Annotated in this window: 25 protein-coding genes; 13 read left to right on the forward strand and 12 right to left on the reverse strand. The window is 38.7% G+C overall.

The window, feature by feature from the left end; genetic code table 11:
- Nucleotides 1-62: 62 nt before the first annotated feature.
- From ODQ17_RS02485 to rsfS, 4 genes are all read left to right on the forward strand, one after another.
- On the forward strand, nucleotides 63-851 hold the full coding sequence (locus ODQ17_RS02485) for a crotonase/enoyl-CoA hydratase family protein (protein WP_005302380.1): 789 nt from the start codon (nucleotides 63-65) through the stop codon (nucleotides 849-851).
- Nucleotides 852-863: 12 nt separating this feature from the next.
- Complete coding sequence (locus ODQ17_RS02490) at nucleotides 864-1733, forward strand: NAD(P)-dependent oxidoreductase (RefSeq protein WP_322005803.1); 870 nt, start codon at nucleotides 864-866, stop codon at nucleotides 1731-1733.
- A gap of 13 nt (nucleotides 1734-1746) precedes the next feature.
- The gene (locus ODQ17_RS02495; protein WP_322005775.1) at nucleotides 1747-2541 is read left to right on the forward strand and encodes a hydroxypyruvate isomerase family protein; all 795 of its coding nucleotides are present in this window, start codon (nucleotides 1747-1749) and stop codon (nucleotides 2539-2541) included.
- 81 nt (nucleotides 2542-2622) lie between these two features.
- The gene (gene rsfS, locus ODQ17_RS02500; RefSeq protein ID WP_004794586.1) at nucleotides 2623-3024 is read left to right on the forward strand and encodes a ribosome silencing factor; all 402 of its coding nucleotides are present in this window, start codon (nucleotides 2623-2625) and stop codon (nucleotides 3022-3024) included.
- A gap of 63 nt (nucleotides 3025-3087) precedes the next feature.
- Here the strand turns inward: rsfS and ODQ17_RS02505 are convergent, their stop codons facing one another.
- Nucleotides 3088-4350 carry an SEC-C domain-containing protein gene (locus tag ODQ17_RS02505; RefSeq protein ID WP_322901544.1) on the reverse strand — a complete coding sequence of 421 codons (1263 nt, stop codon included), beginning with the start codon at nucleotides 4348-4350 and terminating at the stop codon, nucleotides 3088-3090.
- A 167-nt stretch (nucleotides 4351-4517) separates the two neighbouring features.
- On the opposite strand from ODQ17_RS02505, the gene ODQ17_RS02510 reads away from it, so the two are divergent.
- On the forward strand, nucleotides 4518-5339 hold the full coding sequence (locus ODQ17_RS02510) for an SDR family NAD(P)-dependent oxidoreductase (RefSeq protein WP_322901546.1): 822 nt from the start codon (nucleotides 4518-4520) through the stop codon (nucleotides 5337-5339).
- Between the two features lie 63 nt (nucleotides 5340-5402).
- On the opposite strand, the gene ODQ17_RS02515 is transcribed toward ODQ17_RS02510, so the two are convergent.
- The 3 genes from ODQ17_RS02515 to ODQ17_RS02525 are packed head-to-tail and all read right to left on the reverse strand — an operon-like array spanning nucleotide 5403 to nucleotide 8323.
- Nucleotides 5403-6857, reverse strand: coding sequence for an NAD(P)(+) transhydrogenase (Re/Si-specific) subunit beta (locus tag ODQ17_RS02515; protein ID WP_004794591.1), 1455 nt, complete (start codon nucleotides 6855-6857; stop codon nucleotides 5403-5405).
- A gap of 12 nt (nucleotides 6858-6869) precedes the next feature.
- Nucleotides 6870-7184 carry a proton-translocating transhydrogenase family protein gene (locus tag ODQ17_RS02520; RefSeq protein WP_003654992.1) on the reverse strand — a complete coding sequence of 105 codons (315 nt, stop codon included), beginning with the start codon at nucleotides 7182-7184 and terminating at the stop codon, nucleotides 6870-6872.
- Nucleotides 7185-7195: 11 nt separating this feature from the next.
- Complete coding sequence (locus ODQ17_RS02525) at nucleotides 7196-8323, reverse strand: Re/Si-specific NAD(P)(+) transhydrogenase subunit alpha (RefSeq protein ID WP_004794594.1); 1128 nt, start codon at nucleotides 8321-8323, stop codon at nucleotides 7196-7198.
- 238 nt (nucleotides 8324-8561) lie between these two features.
- Between ODQ17_RS02525 and ODQ17_RS02530 the strand changes: the two genes are divergently transcribed.
- From ODQ17_RS02530 to ODQ17_RS02555, 6 genes are all read left to right on the forward strand, one after another.
- Nucleotides 8562-9488, forward strand: coding sequence for a DMT family transporter (locus ODQ17_RS02530; RefSeq protein ID WP_322901549.1), 927 nt, complete (start codon nucleotides 8562-8564; stop codon nucleotides 9486-9488).
- Between the two features lie 67 nt (nucleotides 9489-9555).
- The gene (locus ODQ17_RS02535) at nucleotides 9556-9963 is read left to right on the forward strand and encodes a RidA family protein (RefSeq protein WP_322901551.1); all 408 of its coding nucleotides are present in this window, start codon (nucleotides 9556-9558) and stop codon (nucleotides 9961-9963) included.
- 18 nt (nucleotides 9964-9981) lie between these two features.
- A complete protein-coding gene (locus ODQ17_RS02540) occupies nucleotides 9982-11172 on the forward strand; it encodes an MFS transporter (protein ID WP_322901553.1) in 1191 nt (396 codons plus the stop codon).
- Nucleotides 11173-11313: 141 nt separating this feature from the next.
- Nucleotides 11314-12318 (forward strand): tRNA dihydrouridine(20/20a) synthase DusA, encoded by a 1005-nt coding sequence (gene dusA / locus ODQ17_RS02545; protein ID WP_322901555.1) that lies wholly within the window; start codon nucleotides 11314-11316, stop codon nucleotides 12316-12318.
- 335 nt (nucleotides 12319-12653) lie between these two features.
- Nucleotides 12654-13172 carry a hypothetical protein gene (locus ODQ17_RS02550; RefSeq protein ID WP_005302354.1) on the forward strand — a complete coding sequence of 173 codons (519 nt, stop codon included), beginning with the start codon at nucleotides 12654-12656 and terminating at the stop codon, nucleotides 13170-13172.
- Between the two features lie 169 nt (nucleotides 13173-13341).
- Nucleotides 13342-13737, forward strand: a complete 396-nt coding sequence (locus tag ODQ17_RS02555) for a hypothetical protein (protein WP_322901558.1) — start codon at nucleotides 13342-13344, stop codon at nucleotides 13735-13737.
- Between the two features lie 31 nt (nucleotides 13738-13768).
- Here the strand turns inward: ODQ17_RS02555 and ODQ17_RS02560 are convergent, their stop codons facing one another.
- Nucleotides 13769-14668: a LysR family transcriptional regulator gene (locus tag ODQ17_RS02560; protein WP_322901560.1), complete on the reverse strand. Its 900-nt coding sequence runs from the start codon at nucleotides 14666-14668 to the stop codon at nucleotides 13769-13771.
- 96 nt (nucleotides 14669-14764) lie between these two features.
- On the opposite strand from ODQ17_RS02560, the gene ODQ17_RS02565 reads away from it, so the two are divergent.
- Nucleotides 14765-14887 carry a hypothetical protein gene (locus ODQ17_RS02565; protein WP_174745132.1) on the forward strand — a complete coding sequence of 41 codons (123 nt, stop codon included), beginning with the start codon at nucleotides 14765-14767 and terminating at the stop codon, nucleotides 14885-14887.
- A 64-nt stretch (nucleotides 14888-14951) separates the two neighbouring features.
- Here the strand turns inward: ODQ17_RS02565 and ODQ17_RS02570 are convergent, their stop codons facing one another.
- On the reverse strand, nucleotides 14952-15713 hold the full coding sequence (locus tag ODQ17_RS02570; protein WP_322901563.1) for a tRNA threonylcarbamoyladenosine dehydratase: 762 nt from the start codon (nucleotides 15711-15713) through the stop codon (nucleotides 14952-14954).
- A 110-nt stretch (nucleotides 15714-15823) separates the two neighbouring features.
- Here ODQ17_RS02570 and ODQ17_RS02575 point away from each other — a divergent pair, with 110 nt between their 5' ends.
- On the forward strand, nucleotides 15824-16579 hold the full coding sequence (locus ODQ17_RS02575) for a hypothetical protein (protein ID WP_322901565.1): 756 nt from the start codon (nucleotides 15824-15826) through the stop codon (nucleotides 16577-16579).
- A 46-nt stretch (nucleotides 16580-16625) separates the two neighbouring features.
- On the opposite strand, the gene acnA is transcribed toward ODQ17_RS02575, so the two are convergent.
- The 6 genes from acnA to ODQ17_RS02605 all read right to left on the reverse strand — a co-directional run bounded on the left by acnA (nucleotide 16626) and on the right by ODQ17_RS02605 (nucleotide 24953).
- Nucleotides 16626-19382 carry an aconitate hydratase AcnA gene (gene acnA, locus ODQ17_RS02580; protein ID WP_322901567.1) on the reverse strand — a complete coding sequence of 919 codons (2757 nt, stop codon included), beginning with the start codon at nucleotides 19380-19382 and terminating at the stop codon, nucleotides 16626-16628.
- A gap of 124 nt (nucleotides 19383-19506) precedes the next feature.
- Nucleotides 19507-20319, reverse strand: a complete 813-nt coding sequence (locus ODQ17_RS02585; protein WP_322901569.1) for a TatD family hydrolase — start codon at nucleotides 20317-20319, stop codon at nucleotides 19507-19509.
- On the reverse strand, nucleotides 20319-21260 hold the full coding sequence (locus tag ODQ17_RS02590; protein ID WP_322901789.1) for an RsiV family protein: 942 nt from the start codon (nucleotides 21258-21260) through the stop codon (nucleotides 20319-20321). Before ODQ17_RS02590 ends, ODQ17_RS02585 begins: the two co-directional genes overlap by 1 nt.
- Nucleotides 21261-21351: 91 nt before the next feature.
- A complete protein-coding gene (locus ODQ17_RS02595; RefSeq protein WP_282495937.1) occupies nucleotides 21352-22194 on the reverse strand; it encodes a hypothetical protein in 843 nt (280 codons plus the stop codon).
- Nucleotides 22195-22263: 69 nt separating this feature from the next.
- A complete protein-coding gene (locus ODQ17_RS02600; protein WP_199943647.1) occupies nucleotides 22264-23856 on the reverse strand; it encodes a peptide chain release factor 3 in 1593 nt (530 codons plus the stop codon).
- Between the two features lie 233 nt (nucleotides 23857-24089).
- A complete protein-coding gene (locus ODQ17_RS02605; RefSeq protein ID WP_322901572.1) occupies nucleotides 24090-24953 on the reverse strand; it encodes a hypothetical protein in 864 nt (287 codons plus the stop codon).
- Between the last annotated feature and the right edge of the window lie 287 nt (nucleotides 24954-25240).

The following is a 25240-nucleotide window of genomic DNA, read 5'->3' on the forward strand; positions in this document are numbered from 1 at the left end:
ATGTTTCCAAATTACAGCCATGTTATGCTCCGTTCATCTATAAAAAAAGAAGCGGGAATCTCATGGCACTCTTACGTATTGAAAAAAATAATGGCATTGCAACGGTATATTTAAACCGTCCAGACAAACGCAATGCAATGAGTTTTGCCTTATTAAAAGAGTTAGTTTCAACTGCAAAAGCAATTAAAAAGGATAGAGATATTCGCTGTGTTATTTTGACAGGCGAAGGGAATGTGTTTAGTGCTGGAATTGATTTATCCGACCTAAACAATCCGAAAAACTCTGCTTTTGCCATTTGGGAACTTGTAAAACCCGGACAAAGCCTTTTTCAAAAAGCATTTCTGACTTGGCAGAATTTACCTGTACCAGTTATTGCTGCATTAGAAGGATATTGTTTCGGCGCAGGTATGCAACTTGCCTTGGCTTCCGACATTCGAATTTCTCATCCAGAAACAAAAATGTCGATTATGGAAAGCCGTTGGGGTTTAGTCCCTGATATGGGACTTACTCGCTCATTAAAAGGTTTAATTAGCGTTGACCTTGCAAAAGAACTCACCTTAACTGCTCGCGTTTTTGACGGGAATTATGCAAAAGAAATCGGTCTTGTGACTCATTTAAGTGACTCACCTCTAGAGAGAGCAAATGAGATTGCAGCTGAAATGTTACAACGCTCACCTGATGCCCTCACTGCCGCAAAACGTGTACTTGATGCAATGGAGCATCAACCAGAAAAATCATTGCGTCTAGAAAAAATCTGGCAACTTAAATTATTACTTGGTAAAAATAGCAAACTTGCTCGTAAAAAAGACAAACATCCGGAAGTTAATTTTTTACCACGCCAATATAAATAAAGAGCTTAGATGATGAATTTTGATCGTAATACCCCTATTGCTTTTTTAGGTATGGGGCTTATGGGAAGTCGGATGGCAACCCGCCTTATTCAAGCCGGCTTTCAAGTTGCTGTTTGGAATCGAACCTTCTCTGCATGTGAAGAACTGATTGATATCGGTGCACAACCTTTAGAACTTTCAAATATTGGTGACTATCCTATTATTTTAATCTGTCTAGCAGATGACAAAGCAGTAGAGGCAGTATTTGAAAAAATTCAACCTAACTTAAAAGCTGAACAAGTTATTGTGGATTTCTCAAGCTTATCTGTTGCTGCAACAAAAACCCTTGCTCAAGCAGCTGCCACACATGACGCTATTTGGATTGATTCACCTGTATCAGGCGGAACAGCTGGAGCAGAACAAGGCACACTTGTCATTTTTGCAGGCGGTAATGCTCAAACGATTACGGAACTAACGCCTGTTTATAATGTTCTATCACAACGTGTAACTCGAATGGGCGATACAGGAACTGGCCAAGCCACCAAAATTTGTAATCAACTGATTGTTGCAGCCAACAGCGCCCTTATTGCAGAAGCTGTCGCGCTTGCAGACCGAGCTGGCGTAGATACGACTTTACTCGCTCCAGCTTTAGCAGGCGGATTTGCGGACTCTAAACCCTTTCAAATTCTAACTCCACGTATGGCAACTCATACCTTTGAGCCAGTTCAGTGGAAAGTTCAAACATTATCTAAGGATCTTAATAACGCAGTAACATTGGCTAACAATGTTAATTTAGACATCCCAGTTGCACAAAAAGCTCTATTACAGCTACAAACTCACCAAAAAAATGGCTTTGCTGAGAAAGATTTAGCTACTATGATTCAATTAATAGAGCAAAAATAAACGGAGTTTGTGTATGGGTCGTCTTGCAGTCAATTTATCCATGATTTTTACCGAAGTTCCTTTAATTGAACGCTTCGCTCTGGCCCATGCACAGGGCTTTGAATATGTAGAAATTCAATTCCCTTATGAATTAACTATTGCAGATATTCAAACTCAACTCGAACGCTATAATCTTAGTCTGTGTCTAATCAATGTGCCTGCGGGTGATCTTATGCAAGGCGGAAACGGTTTAGCAGGCATTCCCGGCCAAGAAATAGCTTTCCATGAGGCATTAGAGTTAGCTATTAGCTATGCCACTGCTTTAAAGGTTCCTCGTGTTAATATTTTAGCGGGCAAACAACCGCTCGATGCTGACTTACTGCCTTGTTTAAAAACCTTAGCAGCCAATTTAAAACTTGCCTGCAATTTACTCAATGAACACGATATAGAACCCGTTTTTGAAATGATTAACGGTACAGATATGCCCCGCTTTTTAGTGCAAAATATTGCGCAGGCACAAGAAATGCTAGAAGCAGTCAACGACCCTACTCTAAAAATGCAATATGATTGCTATCACATGGCAATGATGGGCGAAGACGTTCTTGAAGGTTTACAAGAGAATATTAACTCAATTGGTCATATTCAATTTGCGGACTGTCCGGGCCGTCATGAGCCAGATACAGCTGAAATTCCTTATGAACAAATTTTTTCTTGGTTAAAACAAAGTTCTTATCAAAACTATATTGCAGCGGAATACAAGCCTGAAAATACTTCAAATCAGTCATTTACATGGAAGAAAAAGTATTTTTCGGATGATGTAAATATATAAACTGTTACGAGTTTTGTTTGAAATTTAGCGCGAAAACCACTATATTAGATAGTGAGTAATTGTCAGGAAAATATACCCTATATGAATTTAGAACCATCGCCCAGCGTGTCTAATTCTCACGATTTCGCAATGAATACCTCAAATAAAGACGTACAAACTTGTCTCAAAGTCGTCCACGACGCTTTAGTTGATGTAAAAGCAAAAGATATTCTCCAGTTAGATGTTAGCTCAATTAGCAATGTCGCTGATGCTATTGTAATTGCGAGCGGTACTTCTACTCGTCATGTGAAAGCACTTGCAGACAATGTTGCAGAAGAAGCTCGAAAAGCCGGTTTCCGCCCGATTGGCGTTGAAGGTGAACGAGATGCAGAATGGATCTTAATTGATCTCGGCTTTGTTGTAGTACATGTGATGCTACCAACAGCTCGTAAATTTTATGATTTAGAAAGCTTATGGCGTACCGCTCCAGAGTCGGTTGCTTAAAATTTTGCTTTTAAAAAAAGCGGCTCTTTTGAGCCGCTTTTTTTTATCTGAGAATTATAAAAATTAGTATCCCAATTTCGACATTCTAATTTGTAATATACTGATATGCTCAGGTTTCTCGTTAGCATATAGCACATCTAACAACTCATTAGCTTTTCTAGCAATTCTACGCACAATCACTGCAATATCTCTTTTCGCCCTTTTTGAAACACAATTCAAGCTTCTCATTTGATCTAGAACCATCCCCGAAAAGCATATCGAATAAAACCTAGCTTCTTCTTCTAAACTATTTTTCAAATGATCTATTTGACCATCTCTATCTACTCTTAAAGAAAGACTATTTAATGATGGATGTGTGTAGTCAGATAAAAACTTATATAAAAAATTAAATAGCAAAGTATCTTCTTTATATTTACTACTATTTAACATTAAATAGTTTGAAATATGTCCCTTAAATTTCTTTCCATCAGACTTTCTAATAATTACTCTTTTATCCTCCTCTCCCTTATTATTTTTACCATATGCATACATCCCTTGAGACAACCCCAAAGGTACATCAATTAAATTTATAAGTTGATCAGGACAATTCAGTGCAAAAACAATATGGATATAATTTTCATATATATGTCTTACTAAAGGCAAACTATTACCACTCATTCTTTCATTTAACAATACATCAATCGCCCTAAGAGTATTTGCAGTCTGCGTTACATGTAAGAGCACATAGTCATCCACAGTAAAAAATTTACTTGAACTTTTTCCTTTTATTGCTGACTTTAATATTCCCTTCTCCAAAATATAACCAATACAAATAATACAAGTAGAGACCTCATCAATAAAAGACTGAAATAAAGCTTCTAATTTACTTATTTTTTTTGGCACATCACAGAAATACTCCTCAATTGCATCATTCCAGTCTTCTAGATCCTTTCCTGTTGCTAGCTTTTCATTTTCCTCTGTCAATAAAAGCCCACCCGTCTTTTGATATGCGTAAATGAATTCAGGCGCTATTTCAGCCTTTTCCATAACCTTAACCATTTCGCGCTGCATATCCACATCTGACAGTAGATATTTAGCAAGAAATACTGGATCATTTTTATAAGACTTTCTTTCAAACACTTGCAAGAAGTGATCTTCAGCCTGTTGTAAAAGTTCTAATACCTCCTCTGTTAATGGAATTTTTTTCAAAAACACACCATTATCATTAACGCACCACTTTAGATCAGTTTGTTTACAGCATTGCGCGTATGTTTTCCCACTTTCACAAGGACACTTTGTTCTGCCATGAATTTCTCGCATATGACTTTTTTTATTTCCATTAGTCATTTCACATCCTCACCATTAAAAAACATTCAAATTAGTGATTTGGCTTTAATTATATAAAGATTATTCATTACTCTTACTTAAATTTGACATGACAAATTGTCAGATTTGCAGCACTATATATTTTCTGAAAGTTCTCACCAATAAATAGCATAACCGGAGTACAGAAAGTGAAGATATTAATTACAGGCGCCAATACGGGCATTGGCTTTGCTACAGCAGAACAACTCGTTAAACAAGGACAACATGTCATTCTAGCGTGCCGAAATCCACAAAAAGCCCAAGATGCGCAAAACAAACTACGCTCACTTAATCAAGGCCAAATCGATTTAGTTTCCCTCGATTTAAACAGTCTTGAGTTAACCCGAAAAGCAGCAGATGAAATTGCTGATCGCTATGACAGCCTTGACGTACTTATTAATAATGCAGGCTTATTTGCCAAAACCAAACAATTGACCAATGAAGGCTTTGAGCAACAATTTGGGGTTAACTATTTAGGTCATTTTTTACTTACTCAAAAATTACTCCCAGTTTTAAAACAATCTCCGAAAGCACGTATTATTCATCTTGCATCTATTGCTCACTGGGTGGGCTCAATTAAACCCAACAAGTTTCGCGCAGAAGGTTTTTACAATCCCCTGTTCTATTATGGGCAATCAAAGCTTGCAAATTTATTATTCAGCAATGCATTAGCAGAACAGCTAGCTGGAAGCTCAATTACTAATAATGCATTACACCCTGGTGGTGTTGCTTCCGATATTTATCGTGACTTACCAAAACCAGTTTATGCAGCGATGAAATTAGGATTAGTTCCAACTTCAGTTCCAGCAAACCTCATTACAGAAATGGCAACTGGAGATACTTGGCAAAACCGTAATGGCGAATATGTCAGCGCACATATGCCAGACTGGAAATCATCGCATGCCAAAAATCAGCAACTGGCACGTGACCTCTATCAACAATCTCTAAACCTTGTAGAAAAATTTCTTTAAACAAATAAGCCAAATAAAAAAAGCCACCCGAGGGTGGCTTTTACAATCCTGATTGGGGTCAGATTAGTGACCACCACCATTGATTGCTTTTGTCATATCTTCAACAACTTTCTTAGCATCACCAAAGATCATCATTGTTTTTTCGTTATAGAACAAATCGTTGTCTAGACCAGCATAACCTGTTGCCATAGAACGCTTAATCACCATGATTGTACGCGCTTTATGAGCTTCAAGAATCGGCATACCATAAATTGGCGAGCTTGGATCATCTTTCGCAGCAGGGTTCACAACGTCATTTGCACCAATTACAAGCACTACGTCTGTTGCAGGGAAGTCTGAGTTAATCTCATCCATTTCCAAGATGTCTTCATACGCCACGTCCGCTTCAGCAAGCAATACGTTCATGTGACCAGGCATACGACCAGCAACAGGATGGATTGCGAAACGAACGCGAACACCTTGCTCTTTTAGAATTTCACATAATTCTTTTACAGCATTTTGTGCACGACCTTGCGCCATACCATAACCAGGTACAATCACAACGCTATCAGCATTTGACATCAAGAAGCCAGCATCATCAGCAGAACCAGAACGATGGTTACGTTGAACTTGCTCACCTTTGGCAGCAGTAGCAACCGCTGCACCGCCCATTGCACCACCAAACAATACATTGATGATCGAACGGTTCATTGCTTTACACATGATGTACGACAGAATCGCACCAGATGAACCTACGAGAGAACCCGCAACGATCAACATGTTGTTTTCAAGTGTAAAACCAATACCTGCCGCAGCCCAACCAGAGAATGAGTTAAGAAGTGACACTACTACAGGCATATCACCACCACCAACTGGTGCAATCCACACCCAGCCAAATGCAAGCGCAAGAGCTGTCATTGCCCAGAAAGCAGTCATGTTGCCAGTCGTGAAGAAGTAAAATCCACAAGCCAACATCGCAATAAAGATAAGCGCTTGAACAGGTTTAACCCATGCACCAGAAATTGTTTTAGCCCATTTTTTCGCAGCCAATTTACCGTACGCAAACACAGATGCAGTAAAGGTAATCGCACCAACGAAACAACCAACAAACAATTCAAATAAGTGAACTTTGCTCATGTGCACATGTTGCACACCAGCTGCCGTTAAAGCTGCTTCATTTTGAGCAAACAATTCAGTTAATTGGTTGTTATGTAAAATTGCAGCAATTGCAATTAAAACAGCAGCCAAACCAACTAAAGAGTGCATAAGTGCAACAGTTTCCGGCATTTGCGTCATTGGTACAGTGCGAGCACGTGCAATACCTACGATTGCACCGAGCACCATTGCACCAACAATCATCCAGATCACTGGGTTATTCGCAACAAAGAAAGTCGTTACAACTGCAATCGCCATCGCGATCATACCGTAACGGTTACCTTGAATTGCTGTTTTAGGGCCAGACAAGCCACGAAGCGTCAAGATAAAGAGGATTGCGCCAACAAGGTACAACCAGTTTGCATTTGCTTGAATAAATTCCATGTCAAAGCCCTCTTATTTCTTTTGCTTAGGCTTGAACATTTCCAGCATGCGTGCAGTTACTGCAAAGCCACCGAAAATATTAATGCTTGCCAAAAATACTGCAATCGCACCAAGTACGCTCACCACATTTACACTTTGAAATGCAACGTTAGCATCCACACCCAAAATAGGTAGACCTACAGTTTGCAACATCGCACCTACTACAATAATAGATGACAATGCATTGGTTACAGCCATAAGCGGCGTATGTAAAGCTGGTGTAACACCCCAAACTACGTAATAACCTACGAAGATGGCAAGGACGAAAATTGTAATAGTTTCAACCATGAGAAATCTCCTTAACCACGCTTAAGCAGTACTTGACCGCCATGAGTGACCAATAGGGCTTTTTGGATTTCGTCTTCTTGATTAATCGCAAAGTTTTTCTCTTTGTCGAATAAAGTCTCTACGAAATTAAAAACGTTACGTGCATATAGCGCTGAAGCTTCTGTCGCTACAGTTGCCGGAATATTTGGAATACCCAAAATTTTCACGCCATTTTCTGTAAAAACAGTCTCGCCCACTTTAGAGCCTTCAACGTTACCGCCAGTTTCAACAGCCATATCTAAAATGACAGAACCCGGTTTCATCTTGGCAACAGTTTCAGCCTTAATCAGACGTGGTGCATCACGACCCGGCAAGAGCGCAGTAGTAATCACGATGTCAGCGTTAGAAACAGCCTTATCAACAATCGCAGCTTGGTCTTTGATGTATTGCTCACCCGGCATCCATCCATAACCATTTTTAGCGGCATCCGCTGCACGTTGTTGTTCTTCTTCAGACATTGGTACGTCTAACCACTTACCACCTAAAGATTCAACCTGATCTTTTGCTGTAGGACGTAAATCGGTCGCCTCAACAATTGCGCCTAAACGCTTTGCGGTTGCAATTGCCTGAAGACCTGCAACGCCCACACCCATAATCACAACACGAGCAGGTTTTACAGTACCAGCAGCAGTCATAAGCATTGGGAACATGCGCTGATATTCAGCAGCAGCAAGCAAAACTGATTTATAACCAGAAAGGTTTGCCTGAGAAGACAATACGTCCATATTCTGCGCACGAGAAAGCGTACGAGGAAGCAATTCCAGAGCAAAAGCAGAAACTTGCTGATTCGCAAACTGATCTAGCTCGGTATTACGATAAGGATCAAACATTGCTACAACAGCAGTATTTGCTGCAAGTTTTTGAATTTCCCCGCCTTGTGGCGCGCGAACTTTCAAAATAATTTGACTACCCGTATAGGCATCATCCGTAATGGTTGCACCGACCTGTTCATAAGCACTGTCAATGTACGCGGCCTTTACACCAGCACCACGTTCAATCACAACGCTATGACCAGCGCTAATCAACTTCTTTACTGTCTCTGGCGTAGCAGCTACACGATTTTCACCGACGACAGTTTCGGTTGGGATTCCGATCTGCATGAGCGTTCCTCAAGCTAATTTCTCATTGTCAAAAACATTGCAAGCCGCAATGTTTCCCCCATGTGTATTCTTTGTACAGAATTTGGATTCTAATTGAACTTTTTTAAAATACCACCCAATATTTATTTAATAAATACCCATATTTTGAACTGATGATTCACGATATTTGATTTGAGGTGTAATATAGGAAGATTTTTCTTTTTTTGTAGACAACAGTCTCTCTTATACAGTCTTGTATATGAAAATTTCGCTTTCTTCGTTTCAAATCGGGTCTTTTTTTGCTCTTTGCTCTGCTTTTCTATTCAGTACAAAAGCAATCTTTATTAAACAGACTTATGCCCTTTCTCCATTAGTAGATGCCACAGTCCTGATGGCTTTACGCATGTTAAGCGCTTTACCGTTCTTTCTACTTATTTGTTGGTTTAACAGGCATCATAATAAAGGCATAAAAAAGAAGGATTGGCTAATTTTAATTTTTGCCGGTCTATTAGGCTACTACTTTGCCAGTTGGCTCGATTTTATGGGTCTCATGTTTATTAGTGCCTCTCTAGAACGAATTATTCTATTTTTATATCCCACGCTTACTGTCATCGTCTCAAGCTTACTCTACAAACAAAAATTAGATGCAAAAAGTTTATTTGCCATTTTTCTTAGTTATGGTGGAACCGTGCTGGTCATGCTTCAAGAGCACAACAACGCACCAATTCAGGGCAACTTCTGGCTAGGTACAAGTTTAGTATTTGCAGGTGCGGTAGCTTTTGCAGGCTATTTATTACTAACCCCACCATTAATTAAGAAATTTGGTTCTTGGAATTTCACAGGGTTAGCATTAACTGTGGCTTGTATTGGTACATTAACGCACTATGCACTCAGCACACCTCAACCTATTCAACTTCTATTACAGCTACCCTCTAGTGTAATTTGGTATGGGGTTGGTCTAGGCTTCTTAGTGACCGTCTTACCTACTGTTATGCTCATGCAAAGTATTGAACGATTAGGCGCCTCTCAATCTGCAATGATTGCTTCGATTGGACCGGTTTTAACGATTTTACTTGCCGTTGCCTTTTTAAATGAACACTTAAATATGTGGCAATGGGTCGGTTGCCTTCTCAATATTATTGGTGTGATGATGATTACATTAAGAAAGAAAAGGCTAAAACATTAAATTCTCTTGACCTCAACTTAAGTTGAGGTTGGATACTCATCTAAATTTGAATGAACGGTTGAGTTCCATGAATAAAGAAACTTTTAAAATCATAAATCCATCAACTTTATATGACCCTACCCCAAATGCTTATAGTCATGTGGCTGTAGTAGAAAATTTTAAAAAGATTATTCATATTGCAGGTCAAGGAGGCGAAAACTCAAAAGGTGAATTAAGCCCAAATTTTGAAGAACAAGTTATCCAAACCATTAATAACATTCAATATGCTTTAAAAGCTGCCAATGCAGAGCTTAGTAACATTGCAGTGTTAAGAGTTTTAGTTGTTGACCATTCGGTCGAAAAACATCAAATTTTGATTAAAATTATGCAAAATTTATGGAAAAATCATCCTTTTCCAGCCTGTACACTCATTCCTGTACCACGCCTTGCGCTAGAACACATGCTTATTGAAGTTGAAGCAACCACATACACCTAATAAAATCGAGAGAACATCATGTCTACCCCTGAAGATATCAGTCAGAATAAACCTTTGCTTTGGTTGATGGCAGCAGCATGTGGCTTATGTGCAGGTGTGAATTACTATTGTCAGCCTCTAATTCACTCGATTCAACAAGAGTTTGCTGTAACTCAAGCACAAGCAGCATTAACCGTGACATTTGCTCAGGTGTCTTATGCCCTCGGTTTACTCTTTATTGTTCCAATGGGTGACATCGTCAATAAAGCCAAGGCTATTCCGTTTTTAATGGTGCTTTGTGCAATTGGCCTATTTACTTCTGCTTTTGCTGTGAACTTGCCTATGCTATGGATTGGTACAATTTTAGCAGGCTTGTTTTCTGTTGCCGCTCAAGTGCTTATTCCTCTTGCCACAATGACTGTAAAACCCGAAAAAACTGGAGAAATCATTGGTTTTTTAATGAGTGGTTTATTAGTCGGAATTTTACTCTCTACCAGTCTGGCAGGCTTATTTTCGAACCTTTTCCACTGGAAAGTGGTGTATGTAGTAAGTGGCATATTAATGCTGCTGTTGGCATTTACCTTAAAAAGCCGCTTACCTTATGTCTTACGTATGAAAATGAACTATGGGCAAATCTTTGTTTCCATGGCTCAACTTTTAAAGCAGGAAAAGCGATTATTATTAAGAGCGCTTACAGGTGCTTTCGCCTTTGCAGCAGTAAGTATCTTGTATTCCACCATCGCATTACTTCTTACCTCAGCACATCACTTACCTGATCTCTTTATTGGACTAGTGCCTTTAGTAGGTATCTTCGGTGCTCTATCAACACGTTACATTGGTAAATATGCGGATCAAGGACATACTGGCTTACTGACATGGATGGGCTGCGGGCTGTTCTTAGTAAGTTGGGTTTGTTTCTACTTCGGACAAACTCTACTTTCTACTTATGTTATTGGTTTTGCTTTAATTCAATTAGCACTCGCGCTCGTACACACCAGCAACCAAAGTATTATTTTCCGTTTACGACCAGATGCAAAGTCTCGTATTAATGCCATTTATATGACGACTTACTTTATTGGCGGTGCAGGCGGTTCGGCATTAGGAATTTTTGCATGGAACCGTGGTGGATGGACCATGACTTGCCTTGCAGGGATTGGGCTAGTCGTTCTTTGTATTTTATTTAGCATGTTCGATACGATCTTACAAAAAAAGAAAATGGTTTCCCAATAAGGTAACTTGTTATAAATCATCTTCCTATATTCAACACAAGGGTGGTTATAAATTACTCGGCTAAATGCCTCTGTCGATTCAAGCATAAACCTCGTATAATGCTGCCCTTTCATTAATTTAGCGACTTTTGGGCTATTGGTTATGCAATCACTTCAATCGTTACAACCTCGTATTTCTGTCGCACCCATGATGGACTGGACTACAAAGGATTATCGATTCTTTGCACGCTTGTTTAACCCAAATGTTGTGCTCTACACAGAAATGGTGACCACAGGTGCGATTCTTTTTGGCGATGCAAAACGTCATTTGGACTACAGCGCACAAGAACACCCTATCGTATTGCAACTTGGTGGCTCAAATCCGCAAGAGCTTGCGACCTGCACAATAATGGCCGAAGACTGGGGTTACGATGAAGTCAACCTCAATGTAGGCTGCCCAAGTGACCGTGTACAGAACAATAAAATTGGTGCTTGCTTAATGGCAGAACCAGAGTTAGTTGCTGAATGCATTCATACCATGCAAAAGGCAGTAAAGATTCCTGTAACAGTCAAACACCGTATTGGTATCGATGACATGCAATCTTACGAAGAGATGCTTCATTTCGTAGATACTGTTGCGGCAACAGGTTGTACTTACTTCGTTGTGCATGCTCGTATCGCTATTTTGAAAGGTCTATCTCCGAAAGAAAACCGTGAAGTTCCACCTTTGCGCTATGAAGATGTTTATCGTTTAAAACAAGAACGTCCACATCTCACCATTGAAATTAACGGCGGGATTAAAACGTTTGCTGAAACTCAAACACATTTACAGCATGTTGATGGTGTCATGATTGGTCGTGAAGCCTACCACAATCCATACTTACTCGCCGAAATGGGTCAGCTTTGGAATTTAGAGGCACCAGATCGATTCGATATTATGGAACAAATGCTGCCTTATATTGAACAACGTATGGCTGAAGGTGCTCCTCTTTCAATCATTACGCGTCATATCTTAGGTCTATTCCAAAACTTGCCAGGTGCTCGAAAGTGGCGCCAAGCGCTAAGTGGCGGAAATGCAAAAACTTTAGGTGATGTAGAACAGGCTATTAGCAACATGCAAGCAGCTCTAATTCGTACCGAGGAATATTTAAAAGAGCAGCAAGCTTAAGCTTGTGAGCGCTTCTTAAATTGTAAGAAAATGTGGCATTTTAAATCAGAGACTTAGATTTTGAGTATATTCGCAAATGTTGAAGCAAAATATTCAAATTTAAGCTCTGGTTAATTATTTATTTATAATGATATCAATAATTTAAATTTCACTATTTTTAATCACTCTTTTGATGAGCATCTTTTTACTCCGAAGCAGGTACCTCTGGAAAAAAAGATACGTTATTACATAACATAAACAAAACTTTTAAGGTACGCCGATTAGTATCTCTGAACGCCACAGGTAGGTGGTGATTTTTTTAATATGGATATGAGTAGCACGGTAGAGATTTCACGATGATTATTTATGACGGACAAGTAGCTGATAATTACATGTATCAGGATTCAAATCAGGCAGCCATTGTTGTATCCCACAGCACCCCAAGCCTTCCTTATCCTTTCACTATGAAACCCAATAATCATCAAACAGAAACTTCCAGTACTCCCGCTATAGATATTGATAAATTTGTAGAAAAATTAGAAAGTGTTACCTCTAGACGCAGTAAAGCTCGTTGCGCACGCAGTATCCGCCTTGCACTAGAATCTGCTGGTGCCAATGTCGAAAACCACCCAATCGCAGCTTCAGATTGGGGAGATACCTTAAAAAAGATTGGCTATAAAGAAATTAATCCAGCCTTTGATGAACCACAAGAAGGCGACATCTATATCATTCACAGAACCCGTAACCATGTTTATGGACATATTGCTGGATATACAGGAAGTGAATGGGTCTCTGACTTCAAACAAAATAGTTATGATGTCTATAAAGATGATAGCGTAACCTATACTTATTACCGATTAGGGCAAGCTACTTAAGAACTAGATGTTCAATCACTTGAATCATTTCAAGCATCTTATCAAACAAACGCTTAAAATCCAGCTTGGCTTCTTTTTTGCTTTATTTTCATATTGTACTCGTCAAAAATAATGATGGAACTTTATGAAAAGAATATTGCTGAGCTTTTACTTACTGACGTCATTTAGTATGACGTATGCTGCCCCAGATACAAAAGTTGAAGAGGTTTTAAAAAAAGTACCTGAAAAACGGATTTATCAGCCCCAATATTTATTAAAAGAAACCACTCCTAAAGCTCAGATTCATGTGATACGAAAACAATATTCAAACGGACTACTAGATTGCCCTTCCGTGATTTATCACGACAAGAAGAAAATTCTATCTTTGCACTCATTTGAAGAAGCAACATTTTTTCTAGAGCCTGATCGTTATTATATTCGCTATGAGGTAAACAATAGTGGTTGTATTAATGTGGAATTTTACCAGCATAAACGCCCCAAAATGGACATCCTATCTCAGGAGCGTCAGTTAGAAGGTGATACCGAATATACATTTTCTATTAGTGAGCACACTGGGCCACAATAATTATTTCAGTATGAGTTAAACATATTACCTCTCACACTTGCAGCAGCTGGTAGATCTGCTCAACATAAGGTTGAATCAGATCACTCTGGTTTGCTCTGTAAGCTAAAACCACTTCAGATAAAAGATTCTTATTTTCTAAAGGAATCAATTTTACATTTTTGGGTAATATTTGCTTGAACTCTTGGGGAACAATGCTAATACCCAAATTTGCAGCGACTAACTGTAATTGGCTTAGCTTACGTGATTGGATCACCGCTGCTTTAGGCCAGAAGCCTGCCCCTACACACAAGTTTGAAACCAAATAACTTAAACCGCCTCGTTTAGAATGGGGTGTAGAAACGAAATATTCATCTTTTAAGTCTTTAACTTGAATCTCTTGTTTATTTGCAAACTTAGCATGATCAACATGCACAGCCACCATTAAAGGTTCTTCATATAGCTTAACAACATTGATCTCATCTAAAGTATGCCGAACTGGTGGTCTAATCAAACCAATATCAATTTCCCCGCTCATTAAAGCTAGAATTTGATGCTCAGATGACAAAGTATTTATCTCAAAATTTATATGTTTGGCTAAGCTAATTTCTTTTAATATCTGAACCTTTTTATCATCCATAATAATACTGCTTGAGTGGGCAATTTTAATCTGGCGATTTTTTCCTTCGGCAATATTCTTAGAAAGTCCAATGATTTCATTTAAATAATGCATATTATCTTTTATTTTTTTATAGAAGACCTCTCCCGCGGTTGTAAGTTTTATTTTCTTATCAGTGCGATCAAATAACTGAAAATCAATTTCTTCTTCTAATAATTTAATTTGTCGACTTAAAGCAGATTGAGCAATAAAGAGCTTTTCTGAAGCAGCAGTAAAGCTCCCTTCTTCTACAATTTTTATGAAATATTGGAATTGTTTTAATGTGAGCATCACCATCTCAAAATTAGATTCTTAGGTCTATTTTCTATATTAGATTAGATAGATTGCCTTCGCTAGAATTTTATCAAGACCACACACTTGATTGAATTATTCATGAAGTATTTTAAAGGTTTCACCCTCTTCACTGTCGTTGTTCTAATTTTATGGTGTTTTAAATTTTATGATCAGCAGCTTCCACCACAGCCCAAACACGACACTATAGAGTTATATGATTAAATCGTTTTTCTCAAAAACAAAAAGCATGCCCTTCAACATAAGAGCATGCTTTTTTATGTTTAAATCAGGCTTTCTTCAAATCGAGTTTCTTCAAAACTTCAGCCACAGCAATCATGGCAAAACTTGAAGTCACCACTACCGCTGAACCATAGCCACCACAACGCAGACCAGCCGATGGACAAACATCGGCACTTGAAAATGGATTATCGATTGAATAAACACAAGTAATGCCAAATTTCTCTTTTGGCTTTTTACAGATGCCCCGAGCACGAAGTTGACTACGTAGCTTCGCTAGCATTGGATCTTGTTCTGTTTTTGATAAATCAGCCACACGGATTTTAAGCGGATCGAGCTTGCCACCAGCTCCACCCGACACAATCAACGGAATTTTATTAAAACGGCAATGGAGCATTAAAGCCAATTTTGCTTTAACGTCATCAATGCAGTCCAAGATAATATCTGGTACAGGGTTTAACAGCGCTGTGACATTCTCAGGCGTTAAGAAGTCATCAATAATATTTACTTTAATACGTGGGTTAATTTGGCGACAACGTTCCGCCATAATCTCAACTTTTTCACAGCCTAAAGTTGATGTCATTGCAGGTAACTGACGGTTCACATTTGATGCTGCAATCACATCCATATCTACCAGTGTAATCTCACCAATACCTGTACGTGCTAATGCTTCTACCGCCCAACTGCCCACCCCACCAATACCAATCACCATCACATGACTTTTTTCATAGTGCTGGAACGATGAATCACCATAAACTTTGGCTACACCTGCAAAACGGCGGTCATATTCATCTTGTTGGAGATCGGTCATTGCTACTCTTTGGGGATATAAAACACGGGAGGTATTTTACCTCAATCAATTGGTATCGCATATCTTTTACGATATTATGAGTGGGAAAAGCTCCTTAGAACTTATTAATAATGAATCAAGAATTTAATCAAAAAATTATCTTATGTATTCCTGGTATTTGGGAAAATCATCAAGCTCTATTACATGCCCTACTTGTTAATAAAACTGGATATATTTATGCGGGCTCAATTATTAAATCTTTAACAAACGAATATTACGGTGAAGTTGAAGAATATGGAAATGATCCAAATATCAGTGAGGTTTTTAGATCATTTAGTCTAGGTCGTTTTTCTGAAAGCGAATTAAAAAAAATTGAACAACATAATATGGTTATTTATGTTGTTTGTGATGGCGGATCAATAGAGTTAGCACAACAAGCTCTGTTAATAGGTCAGGCCCTCATGAAAGCAGGTGGCTTAGCAATTAAAGTTGAGACTTCGGGTCTTACACACCTTAAAAGCGATTGGCTTAGCTATAACGCTGAAAATATATTAGATCTATTTAAAGCCTTTATCCCTATTATTTCTGATGATAATTTACTCTACTCTTGTGGAATGCAGCAATTCGGTAAACCAGATGGATGTATAAACCTAAAGGTAGATCAAGCATCCTATATTTTGAATAACTTCTTGTTATATCTTCTTATAGAAAACCCAGAGTTATTAGAAAATCAAACTTTTTCGGCTGATGAAGAATCAGAACCACTAAAGCTTTCCCTAAAAGCATCTAGCGATTTTTTTGATGTAGATTCACTATATTTTAATCCATTCGATGTTTGGGTACTGACGTCATCATTTAGCTGGAAGAAATTATTTAAATTTAGTTAGATTTTCATAAAAAGAAACCCCATATTTTACGGGGTTTCTTTTTTAACTAACCAGCAATCAAATTCCGCAGTACATAATGCAAAATACCACCCGCCTTAAAGTACTCAACCTCATTTAACGTATCAATTCGACATAACACATTAAAGTGGCTGGCGACTCCATTTGGCCCTTTTACATCAACCTCAAGAATTTGATGAGGCTGAACGCCATCAGACAAACCTCGAATTGATATCACCTCATGACCAGTTAAGTTGAGAGATTGTCGAGTTTGCCCATCAACAAACTGTAATGGCAACACGCCCATACCTACCAAGTTTGAACGGTGAATGCGTTCAAAACTTTCAGCAATGACAGCTTTGACACCTAACAAGTTCGTTCCTTTGGCAGCCCAGTCACGTGAAGAACCTGTTCCGTATTCTTTACCAGCAATAATCACAAGTGGTGTGTGTTCTTGTTGATAGCGCATTGCGGCATCATAAATAGCGAGCTTTTCACCACTTGGCACATGAATGGTATTACCACCCTCTTCCCCACCAAGCATCTCGTTTTTAATACGAATATTGGCAAAAGTCCCGCGCATCATGACTTCATGATTACCACGTCGAGAACCATAGGAGTTAAAGTCTTTTGGCTCAACACCTTGCTCTTGTAAATACCGACCTGCCGGACTGTCTTTTTTGATATTACCTGCCGGTGAAATATGGTCAGTCGTTACTGAGTCACCAAGCACTGCCAAGATATTTGCCTGTTCAATATTTTTAATTGGTTTTGGTGGTTCACCAATGCCTTCAAAGAATGGCGGATGGCGGATATAAGTCGAATCATCAGCCCATTCATAAGTTTTACTTTTTGGAATCTGAATTGATTGCCAGCTTTCATCACCATCAAACACCGCAGCATATTCTTTATGGAACATGTCGGTATTTACTTTCTGTAAAACGGCATCAATTTCTGCCTGACTTGGCCAGATATCTTTTAAATAAACAGGTTGCCCATCTTTACCTTGCCCAATAGGTTGTGTGGTCAAATCGGTACGAATACTACCAACTAAACCATAAGCGACTACCAAAGGTGGCGAAGCAAGCCAGTTTGTTTTAACTAATGGGTGTACACGTCCTTCAAAGTTACGGTTACCAGAAAGTACTGATGCAACATTCAAATCATGGCATTGAATTGCTTCTTCAACTGGTTCGGGTAGTGGACCTGAGTTCCCAATACAGGTTGTACAACCATATCCCACCAAGTTATAGCCCAACTCATCTAAATACGGCGTAAGCCCAGCAGCCAGCAAATAATCAGTCACGACTTTAGAACCTGGTGCAAGAGAACTTTTCACCCACGGCTTACGCTGCAAACCTTTTTCAATCGCTTTTTTAGCAAGCAGACCCGCTGCCAGCATTACACTTGGGTTAGAAGTATTGGTACAAGATGTAATAGCCGAAATAACAACATCACCATGATTTAATGGATAGGTTTGTCCTTCAATCACGCATGAGGGGCTTTCATGTTGAATATTTGCTTTTTTTGCCTCGACAGCAGTACCACCACCGCCTTCATTTTCTAAACGCTCTTTAGCTTCTTTAGCTGGTTTTAATGTTAGCTCCATGAGCGCATTAAAGGTTTTCGGCACCTCTGATAAAAGCACTCGGTCTTGTGGACGTTTTGGACCTGCCAAACTTGCTTGAACCGTACTCATATCAAGGCTTAAAGTATCGGTAAAAACAGGTTCATCACCTGCATTTCGCCATAAACCTTGTGCTTTGCTATACGCTTCAACCAATTCAATACGATCACTTTGACGACCAGTTAATCTCAAATATCCTAGTGTCACTTCATCAATTGGGAAAAAACCACAAGTCGCCCCATATTCTGGTGCCATGTTGGCAATGGTTGCACGGTCAGCAAGTGGTAAATCTGCTAAACCATCACCATAGAATTCTACAAATTTACCCACCACCCCTTTTTGACGAAGCATTTGAGTAATGGTCAGCACCAAATCAGTTGCCGTAATCCCTTCTGGTAGTTTTCCTGTCAATTTAAAACCAATAACCTCAGGAATCAGCATCGAAATCGGTTGGCCAAGCATAGCCGCTTCTGCCTCAATTCCCCCTACACCCCAACCTAAAACACCTAAACCATTAATCATGGTGGTATGTGAATCTGTACCCACTAAAGTATCTGGAAAAGCAAAAGTCTGACCGTTATCTTCGCCCAGCCACACCGCTTGTGCCAAATATTCTAAATTGACCTGATGGCAAATACCTGTGCCCGGTGGCACTACACTAAAGTTATTAAATGCAGATTGCCCCCAGCGTAAAAATTGATATCGCTCACCATTACGTTGCATCTCGATTTGTACATTTTCTTCAAAGGCCTGATCGTCAGCAAAATAGTCGACCATCACCGAGTGATCAATCACCAAATCAACAGGAGATAATGGATTAATTTTTTCAGGGTCGCCGCCCGCTTGTGCCATCGCTGCTCGCATTGCAGCTAAATCAACCACTGCTGGCACACCCGTAAAATCTTGCATCAAAACCCGCGCAGGTCGATATTGAATTTCCTGATCTGAGGTGCGGGTTTTTAGCCATTCGGCTAAAGCATGGATGTGTTCAGTTTTAACGCTATGCTGATCCTCAAACCGTAATAAGTTTTCCAATAATACCTTTAAAGATTTCGGCAGTTTGGCAATATCCCCTAGCGTTTTCTCTGCTTGGGCTAAGCTAAAAATCTGATAATTGCTGGAACCTACTGTTAGCGTCTGTAAAGCATTAAAACTATTGATATTGCTATACTTAGCCATTGGGTTATCCTCCCATGTCTGGCAATGTTATTTTTCACGTTTTTACATGTTGTTTTCTTACTTTAAGCTTCTTTTTTAATCGCTGTGTTTTGTTTTAGTTAATATTTTTAATCTTTGATTTTTATTACGATAATTTCAATGCGGTGAGAGAGTTTTTCCACAGCACCTCAGCTAAATCTGACTCTGGCATATTTAAATTTTCGGCCAAACTTTGTAATACATAAGGCAAATTAACAGGAGTATTACGAGTACGTTGTTCAGTTGAGGTTTGACAGCAAAGCGGTGTCATATCTGGGCAATCTGTTTCAATCACCAAGTGCTCGGCACCTATGGCCTGCACAACCGTATGAAGTTTTTTTGCGTTTGGGTTGGTGATCTGCCCCGTCACACCAATTTTAAAACCAAGTTTAATCAGGCCTTTTGCCTCTTCTACCCCCCCACTAAATGCATGAGCAATGCCACCCAATTTAAATTTTTGAGCTTTCAATATAGCGAGCACATCACCATGCGCTTTTCGAATGTGGAGTAATACTGGTTTTTGGTATTGGGTTGCAAGCTCTAATTGATCTGCAAAATATTGCTTTTGCTTAGCATATATATCGGGCTGCTTATGTTCTTTTAAGAAAGTATCTAAGCCAATTTCACCTACTGCCACACAGTCCTGTTGCTGCAAGATATGTTCAAGGTGAGAAAGATGTTCTGGCTGATGCTCCTCAATATAAAACGGATGTAAGCCTGGTGCTAAATATGAAGTGGGCACATTTTCCCAGCCCTTTAACTGATGATGAGTCTGCACCAATTCATCAAAACGTGACTGCACAAAACCAATTAAGACTAATGCATCTACGCCCACTTTTTTGGCATTAAGCGCTAACTGTTGCCGATCTTCATCAAAATCAGCAACATCAAAATGGGTATGGGTATCAAACAAATGCATTAGCCAGCACTTTTTGCAACTGGTGCTGAAGCTGGTTTAGCTTTAGGCTGTGGCAAATACTCTTGTTTCAATACGTCTTGTAATTGGTCATATGGAATGACTAGTCGAGGTAATCCCACCACATATGGTCCAATTTCATATTCACCATATTGAAGAATTAAACCTTGCTCACCCAATAAGAAGTTATCAGATAACTTAAATGGCCAAGCTTGCTCATATTCCCCTACATTATCAGCCAGTTTAGAGTCTGTAACCCAAGTCTTAAAGGCTTCATGGGCTAACTTTTCCAATGCAGTTTTTTGCTGTGGGCGTAACAAATCTTCAAGCTTGATCTGCTTTTGTTCTTTTAAATCAAAATTATAATAATGCTGTGCAGCAGAACCATGTGCTCCACCTAAATAGCTACTACTATTCAGTACCACGGTTACAACTTTACCTTGAGCCTGCAAAATCTTAGGTTTCACCAAAAGATTAATCTGATGATTACTACTTAAAGCTTTTAATTCATTGTCCAAACCAATAAATGAATTGGCGTAGCGTTGAACTTGTGCATCAAAACTATTTTTTTGCTCTGCACTCGCAACTGCTGAAGCTTCTGTTTTTTGATCGGCTTGCTTCACTTTAGCATCTGGTTCAGCAATCTCTAAAATTTGACCTAGAGTCTTTAAAATTTGCTGATCTAGAATTTTGTCAATAAATGGAAAATTACTCTGCAAACGTTCAACTGTGAATTCTGGACAAGTTTTACCATCACAATCAGGTAAAGCAACCTTAGTAGGAACTGTTTCGCCCTTCAAAGTCAGCTCTACTGGCTTTTGTTCCTCGACTGCTGATTTCTGCTGTTCTTGAGAATCCTTAGGATCAGCTTTAGGCTGGCATGCCACCAAAAATATAGCAGAAGCAAGCAAAGTTAATCGCAGTGAAGCTTTAGAAGATAACATCATATTTTGCCTTTTATTCTAAGGAGATTACACAGTGCCTTTTCTAAGAAATTAGCGCATATAAATAGAGGTTGCAAATTCTGCTACCATCTTAAAACATTTGTTCATAAACCTCGGGTTGTAATATTTTTTTGGTTTGTTCTTTAGATAAATAAATATCGAGCTGTGGAGCTTCTTTAGTAATCTGGTTTGCCTGATAATGTAAGCCAACACCTTCACCATCAAAGAACCAATCTGCTTGTCCCCAATATAAAGTTTTTGGTGCTTCTTTCTTTATGTCAGCAGTCTGCTTTTTTAACCAATCTTGATACGCCACCTGCACCATTTGATGCACAGTCGTTTGTTGATCTTTTTGTAAAACATCTAATAAAGCTAAGCTTTTATGCAGTTTTCGGTCAGCCACGAAAAAGTAATAACGATCTTTAATCGTGAGCTCTTCTTGCTTGGTATCAAGTCCTAATTGCAATAGAACATATTGGTTGCGCTGTGATGCAATACGCGTATGAAGATGTAATTCGTAAGCCCGATTCTTTGAATATTTATCTTGCCATTCATCAGACTTTTTAACATAGGCATTAATGGCTTGCTGCAAGCTTAAGTCTTTTTTCAAATCAATTTGGTCTTGGATCACTTTAGCCTGACTTTTGGCAATCCATTCATTTAGCCATGCATCTTGGGTCTTTATCGTTTGAATATCGACATCAATACAGTTTTTCTTTTCACAAAATGGCAAAGCATAATCAGCTTTTACTTGTTGTAAGTTAAGGAATGGCAGTACTTCAGCCTTTTCTATATGTTGAGTTTGGGTAGATGCTAATTTTGTTTGAGAAGATGATGAAGGCTGAGTTCTTTTCCAGACAAAAAGACAAATCGCCAAAATTAATATGATTACTGCAACTAAAAGCGCAATAACTGTCTTTTTATTCAAATTCATTTCATCATCCTTTCTTATTTTTCAAAACAAAACAGCTTCTATTCGAAGCTGTTTGTCACATTAAAATGATCAGTGTTCACGTGTGTTACGGAACTGAATATCAGGCCAACGCTCTTGCATAATCTGCAAGTTCACTCGGCTTGGCGCAAGATAGGTTAAGTGTCCGCCGCCATCGATAGAAAGTTGATCGTGTGCTTTCTTCTTAAACTCATTCAGAGTTTTTTCATCATCACAGTGAATCCAGCGAACTGTGTTAACGCTTACAGGCTCATAAACACAGTCAACCTTATATTCTTCTTTCAAACGATAAGCAACCACATCGAACTGAAGTACACCTACCGCACCTACAATCAGGTCATTGCTAATTTGTGGCATAAATACCTGAGTCGCCCCTTCTTCAGACAACTCTTTCAAACCTTTTTGCAACTGTTTTGACTTCAATGGATCTTTTAAACGCACACGACGGAACATCTCTGGCGCAAAATGAGGAATACCTGTGAAATGTAAATTTTCACCACTGGTAAAAGTATCACCAATTTGAATTGTGCCATGGTTATGTAAACCAATAATATCGCCTGGCCATGCTTCTTCTAAATGTTCACGCTCACCAGCAAGGAATGTCAAAGCATCACTAATACGGACATCTTTACCAAGACGCACGTGGTTCATCTTTAAACCTTTTTCATATTTACCAGAGCAAATACGCATAAAGGCAATACGGTCACGGTGTTTCGGATCCATGTTGGCTTGAATTTTAAATACAAAACCAGAGAAACCTTCTTCTTTCGCCTCAACCACACGCTCTTGTGTAGGATGCGCTTTAGGTTCAGGTGCCCAGTTCATAAATGCATCTAGAACGTGGTCAACACCAAAGTTACCTAATGCCGTACCAAATAGAACCGGAGTTTGTTTACCTTGTAAAAATAATTCGCGGTCTAATGGCTCATTCGCCATTTGCACAAGTTCAAGCGATTCTTCAAAAGATGCCCAAGCCAACTCACCTACTTTTTCACGAATATCCGCATGATCGTATCCATCACGGACTTCAATATCGGTAATGGTTGAGCCAAAGCCTGCTTTGTAGACATACAATTTATTTTCAATAATGTTGTATACACCAGCAAAATCACGTCCCATCCCTAATGGCCATGTAATCGGTACACAGCGGATATTGAGGACATTTTCAATTTCATCAAGTAACTCAAGCGGCTCACGAATCTCTCGGTCCATCTTGTTTACAAATGAAATAATAGGAGTGTCGCGCATACGACAAACTTCCATCAATTTGATGGTACGTTCTTCGACACCTTTTGCACCATCAATTACCATTAACGCAGAGTCAACTGCAGTTAGGGTACGATAAGTATCTTCCGAGAAGTCTTCATGTCCCGGTGTATCGAGTAAGTTAATCGTATGACCTTTATATGGGAATTGCATAACAGACGTGGTAATCGAAATACCACGCTCTTTTTCCATTTCCATCCAGTCAGATGTAGCTGCGCGGTCAGATTTACGGCTTTTTACCATCCCTGCAACCTGAATTGCTTTACCCCATAACAACAGTTTTTCTGTCATGGTGGTTTTACCGGCATCGGGGTGGGAAATGATGGCAAATGTGCGGCGTTGAGCAACCTGTGCCGCTAACTCATCTTTAAAACTCATGAAATACACCTACTGCGGAAATTGCAGTGCCAAAGACCTAAAGTCGATCAAAATAAAAATTGGCGTAATTGTAGCAGATTTATAGAAGTGTTTAATGATTGTTGATAAGCTATGAGCTACTCATAAGCTTTTTAGATATTTTTTGAGAATGTAGCTTAGCATCTTAGAAATTTTATAATTAAAAAAAGCCCATACAATCTTAGATGGGCTTTCTTCGGGCTTAGGAGAATATCTTATGCCAGTTTCTTTTCTTCTATAAACTGAACATCGGCAATTTGTGCATCCCAGAACTCATTCCATAACGCGCAATATTCAATACATAGCTTCGTTAAGCCTTCATAATCGTCTTTGGTAATTGCTTGCGCTAAAGTGAACCAAAGATCATCTTGATGGTCATCATCAGCAGCTTCAGACGTTTCATCAGTAGATATACCATGCACATGGTAATACCCACCACCTTCAACATCAATATTCACAAATTTGGTCGCTTGACGTAATGGAGGACTAAAAAGAATAACCTCTTCCTCTGCAACAGCTAGTAACGCGACTACATTGATATAACTATCATAAGAAGATTCTAAAAATGATCTAACCTGATCTGAAATTTTTGATGGCTTAAAGTTACGACGATCAAGCTCTGTTAAACCATAATCATTAAGTAAATCTTCATATAACGGATAATGAGCATATTCAGGATTCCCCAAATAATAATTATCTTTACCCAAACCAGGACGAAAACCAAATTCATCAAGTATATTTAAACTTAATAATACTCTTGGAAACATTTTAGCTCCGGAATGGAGTTTAGGTTCCAGTTGTTTTGTCAGAAACTGAGCCTTTAATAAAGCATCTGTAAAAATTTGTACAATTGCATGACGATATTCTAAATGAATATGGGTCAAACTCTTCTTATCAAGATATCCGTTATTTAATACTTCAATTGCAGGATGTCTAGAAACTGGTAATTTTGCAATTTTACTTCTTAACTCTTTAAGAAATTGTAAATTCTCTTCCCACTGTTTTGCAGGAATGCTATTTCTCATCCCTTGCAATGCTTTTTGTCTTGGATTATTAAAGTCTTCAAATTTTTTTGACATAATCATTCTCAGTAAAAAGTTTTTCTTATAGTTAAGTTATAGGCCTTATTTTTATTCCAATTTTGCATTCAATTGCTAAAATAAATTCCACAAACCAAAACTTAACAATTTTATATTATGTTTATTAACTCAACAAATCAACGAATTAATTAATAATATTTAAAAAAAGTAAATTACTGCCAATTAGAAGTAATTTTTATTATTTTCAATAACAAATCAACCTATTGAATAAATATAATTTTTTAAATATCATTAAATAAGATTTATTTAAGCTTTCATACTTTACA

It is taken from the genome of Acinetobacter sp. IRS14 (assembly GCF_034650275.1).
Taxonomy (GTDB): domain Bacteria; phylum Pseudomonadota; class Gammaproteobacteria; order Pseudomonadales; family Moraxellaceae; genus Acinetobacter; species Acinetobacter oleivorans.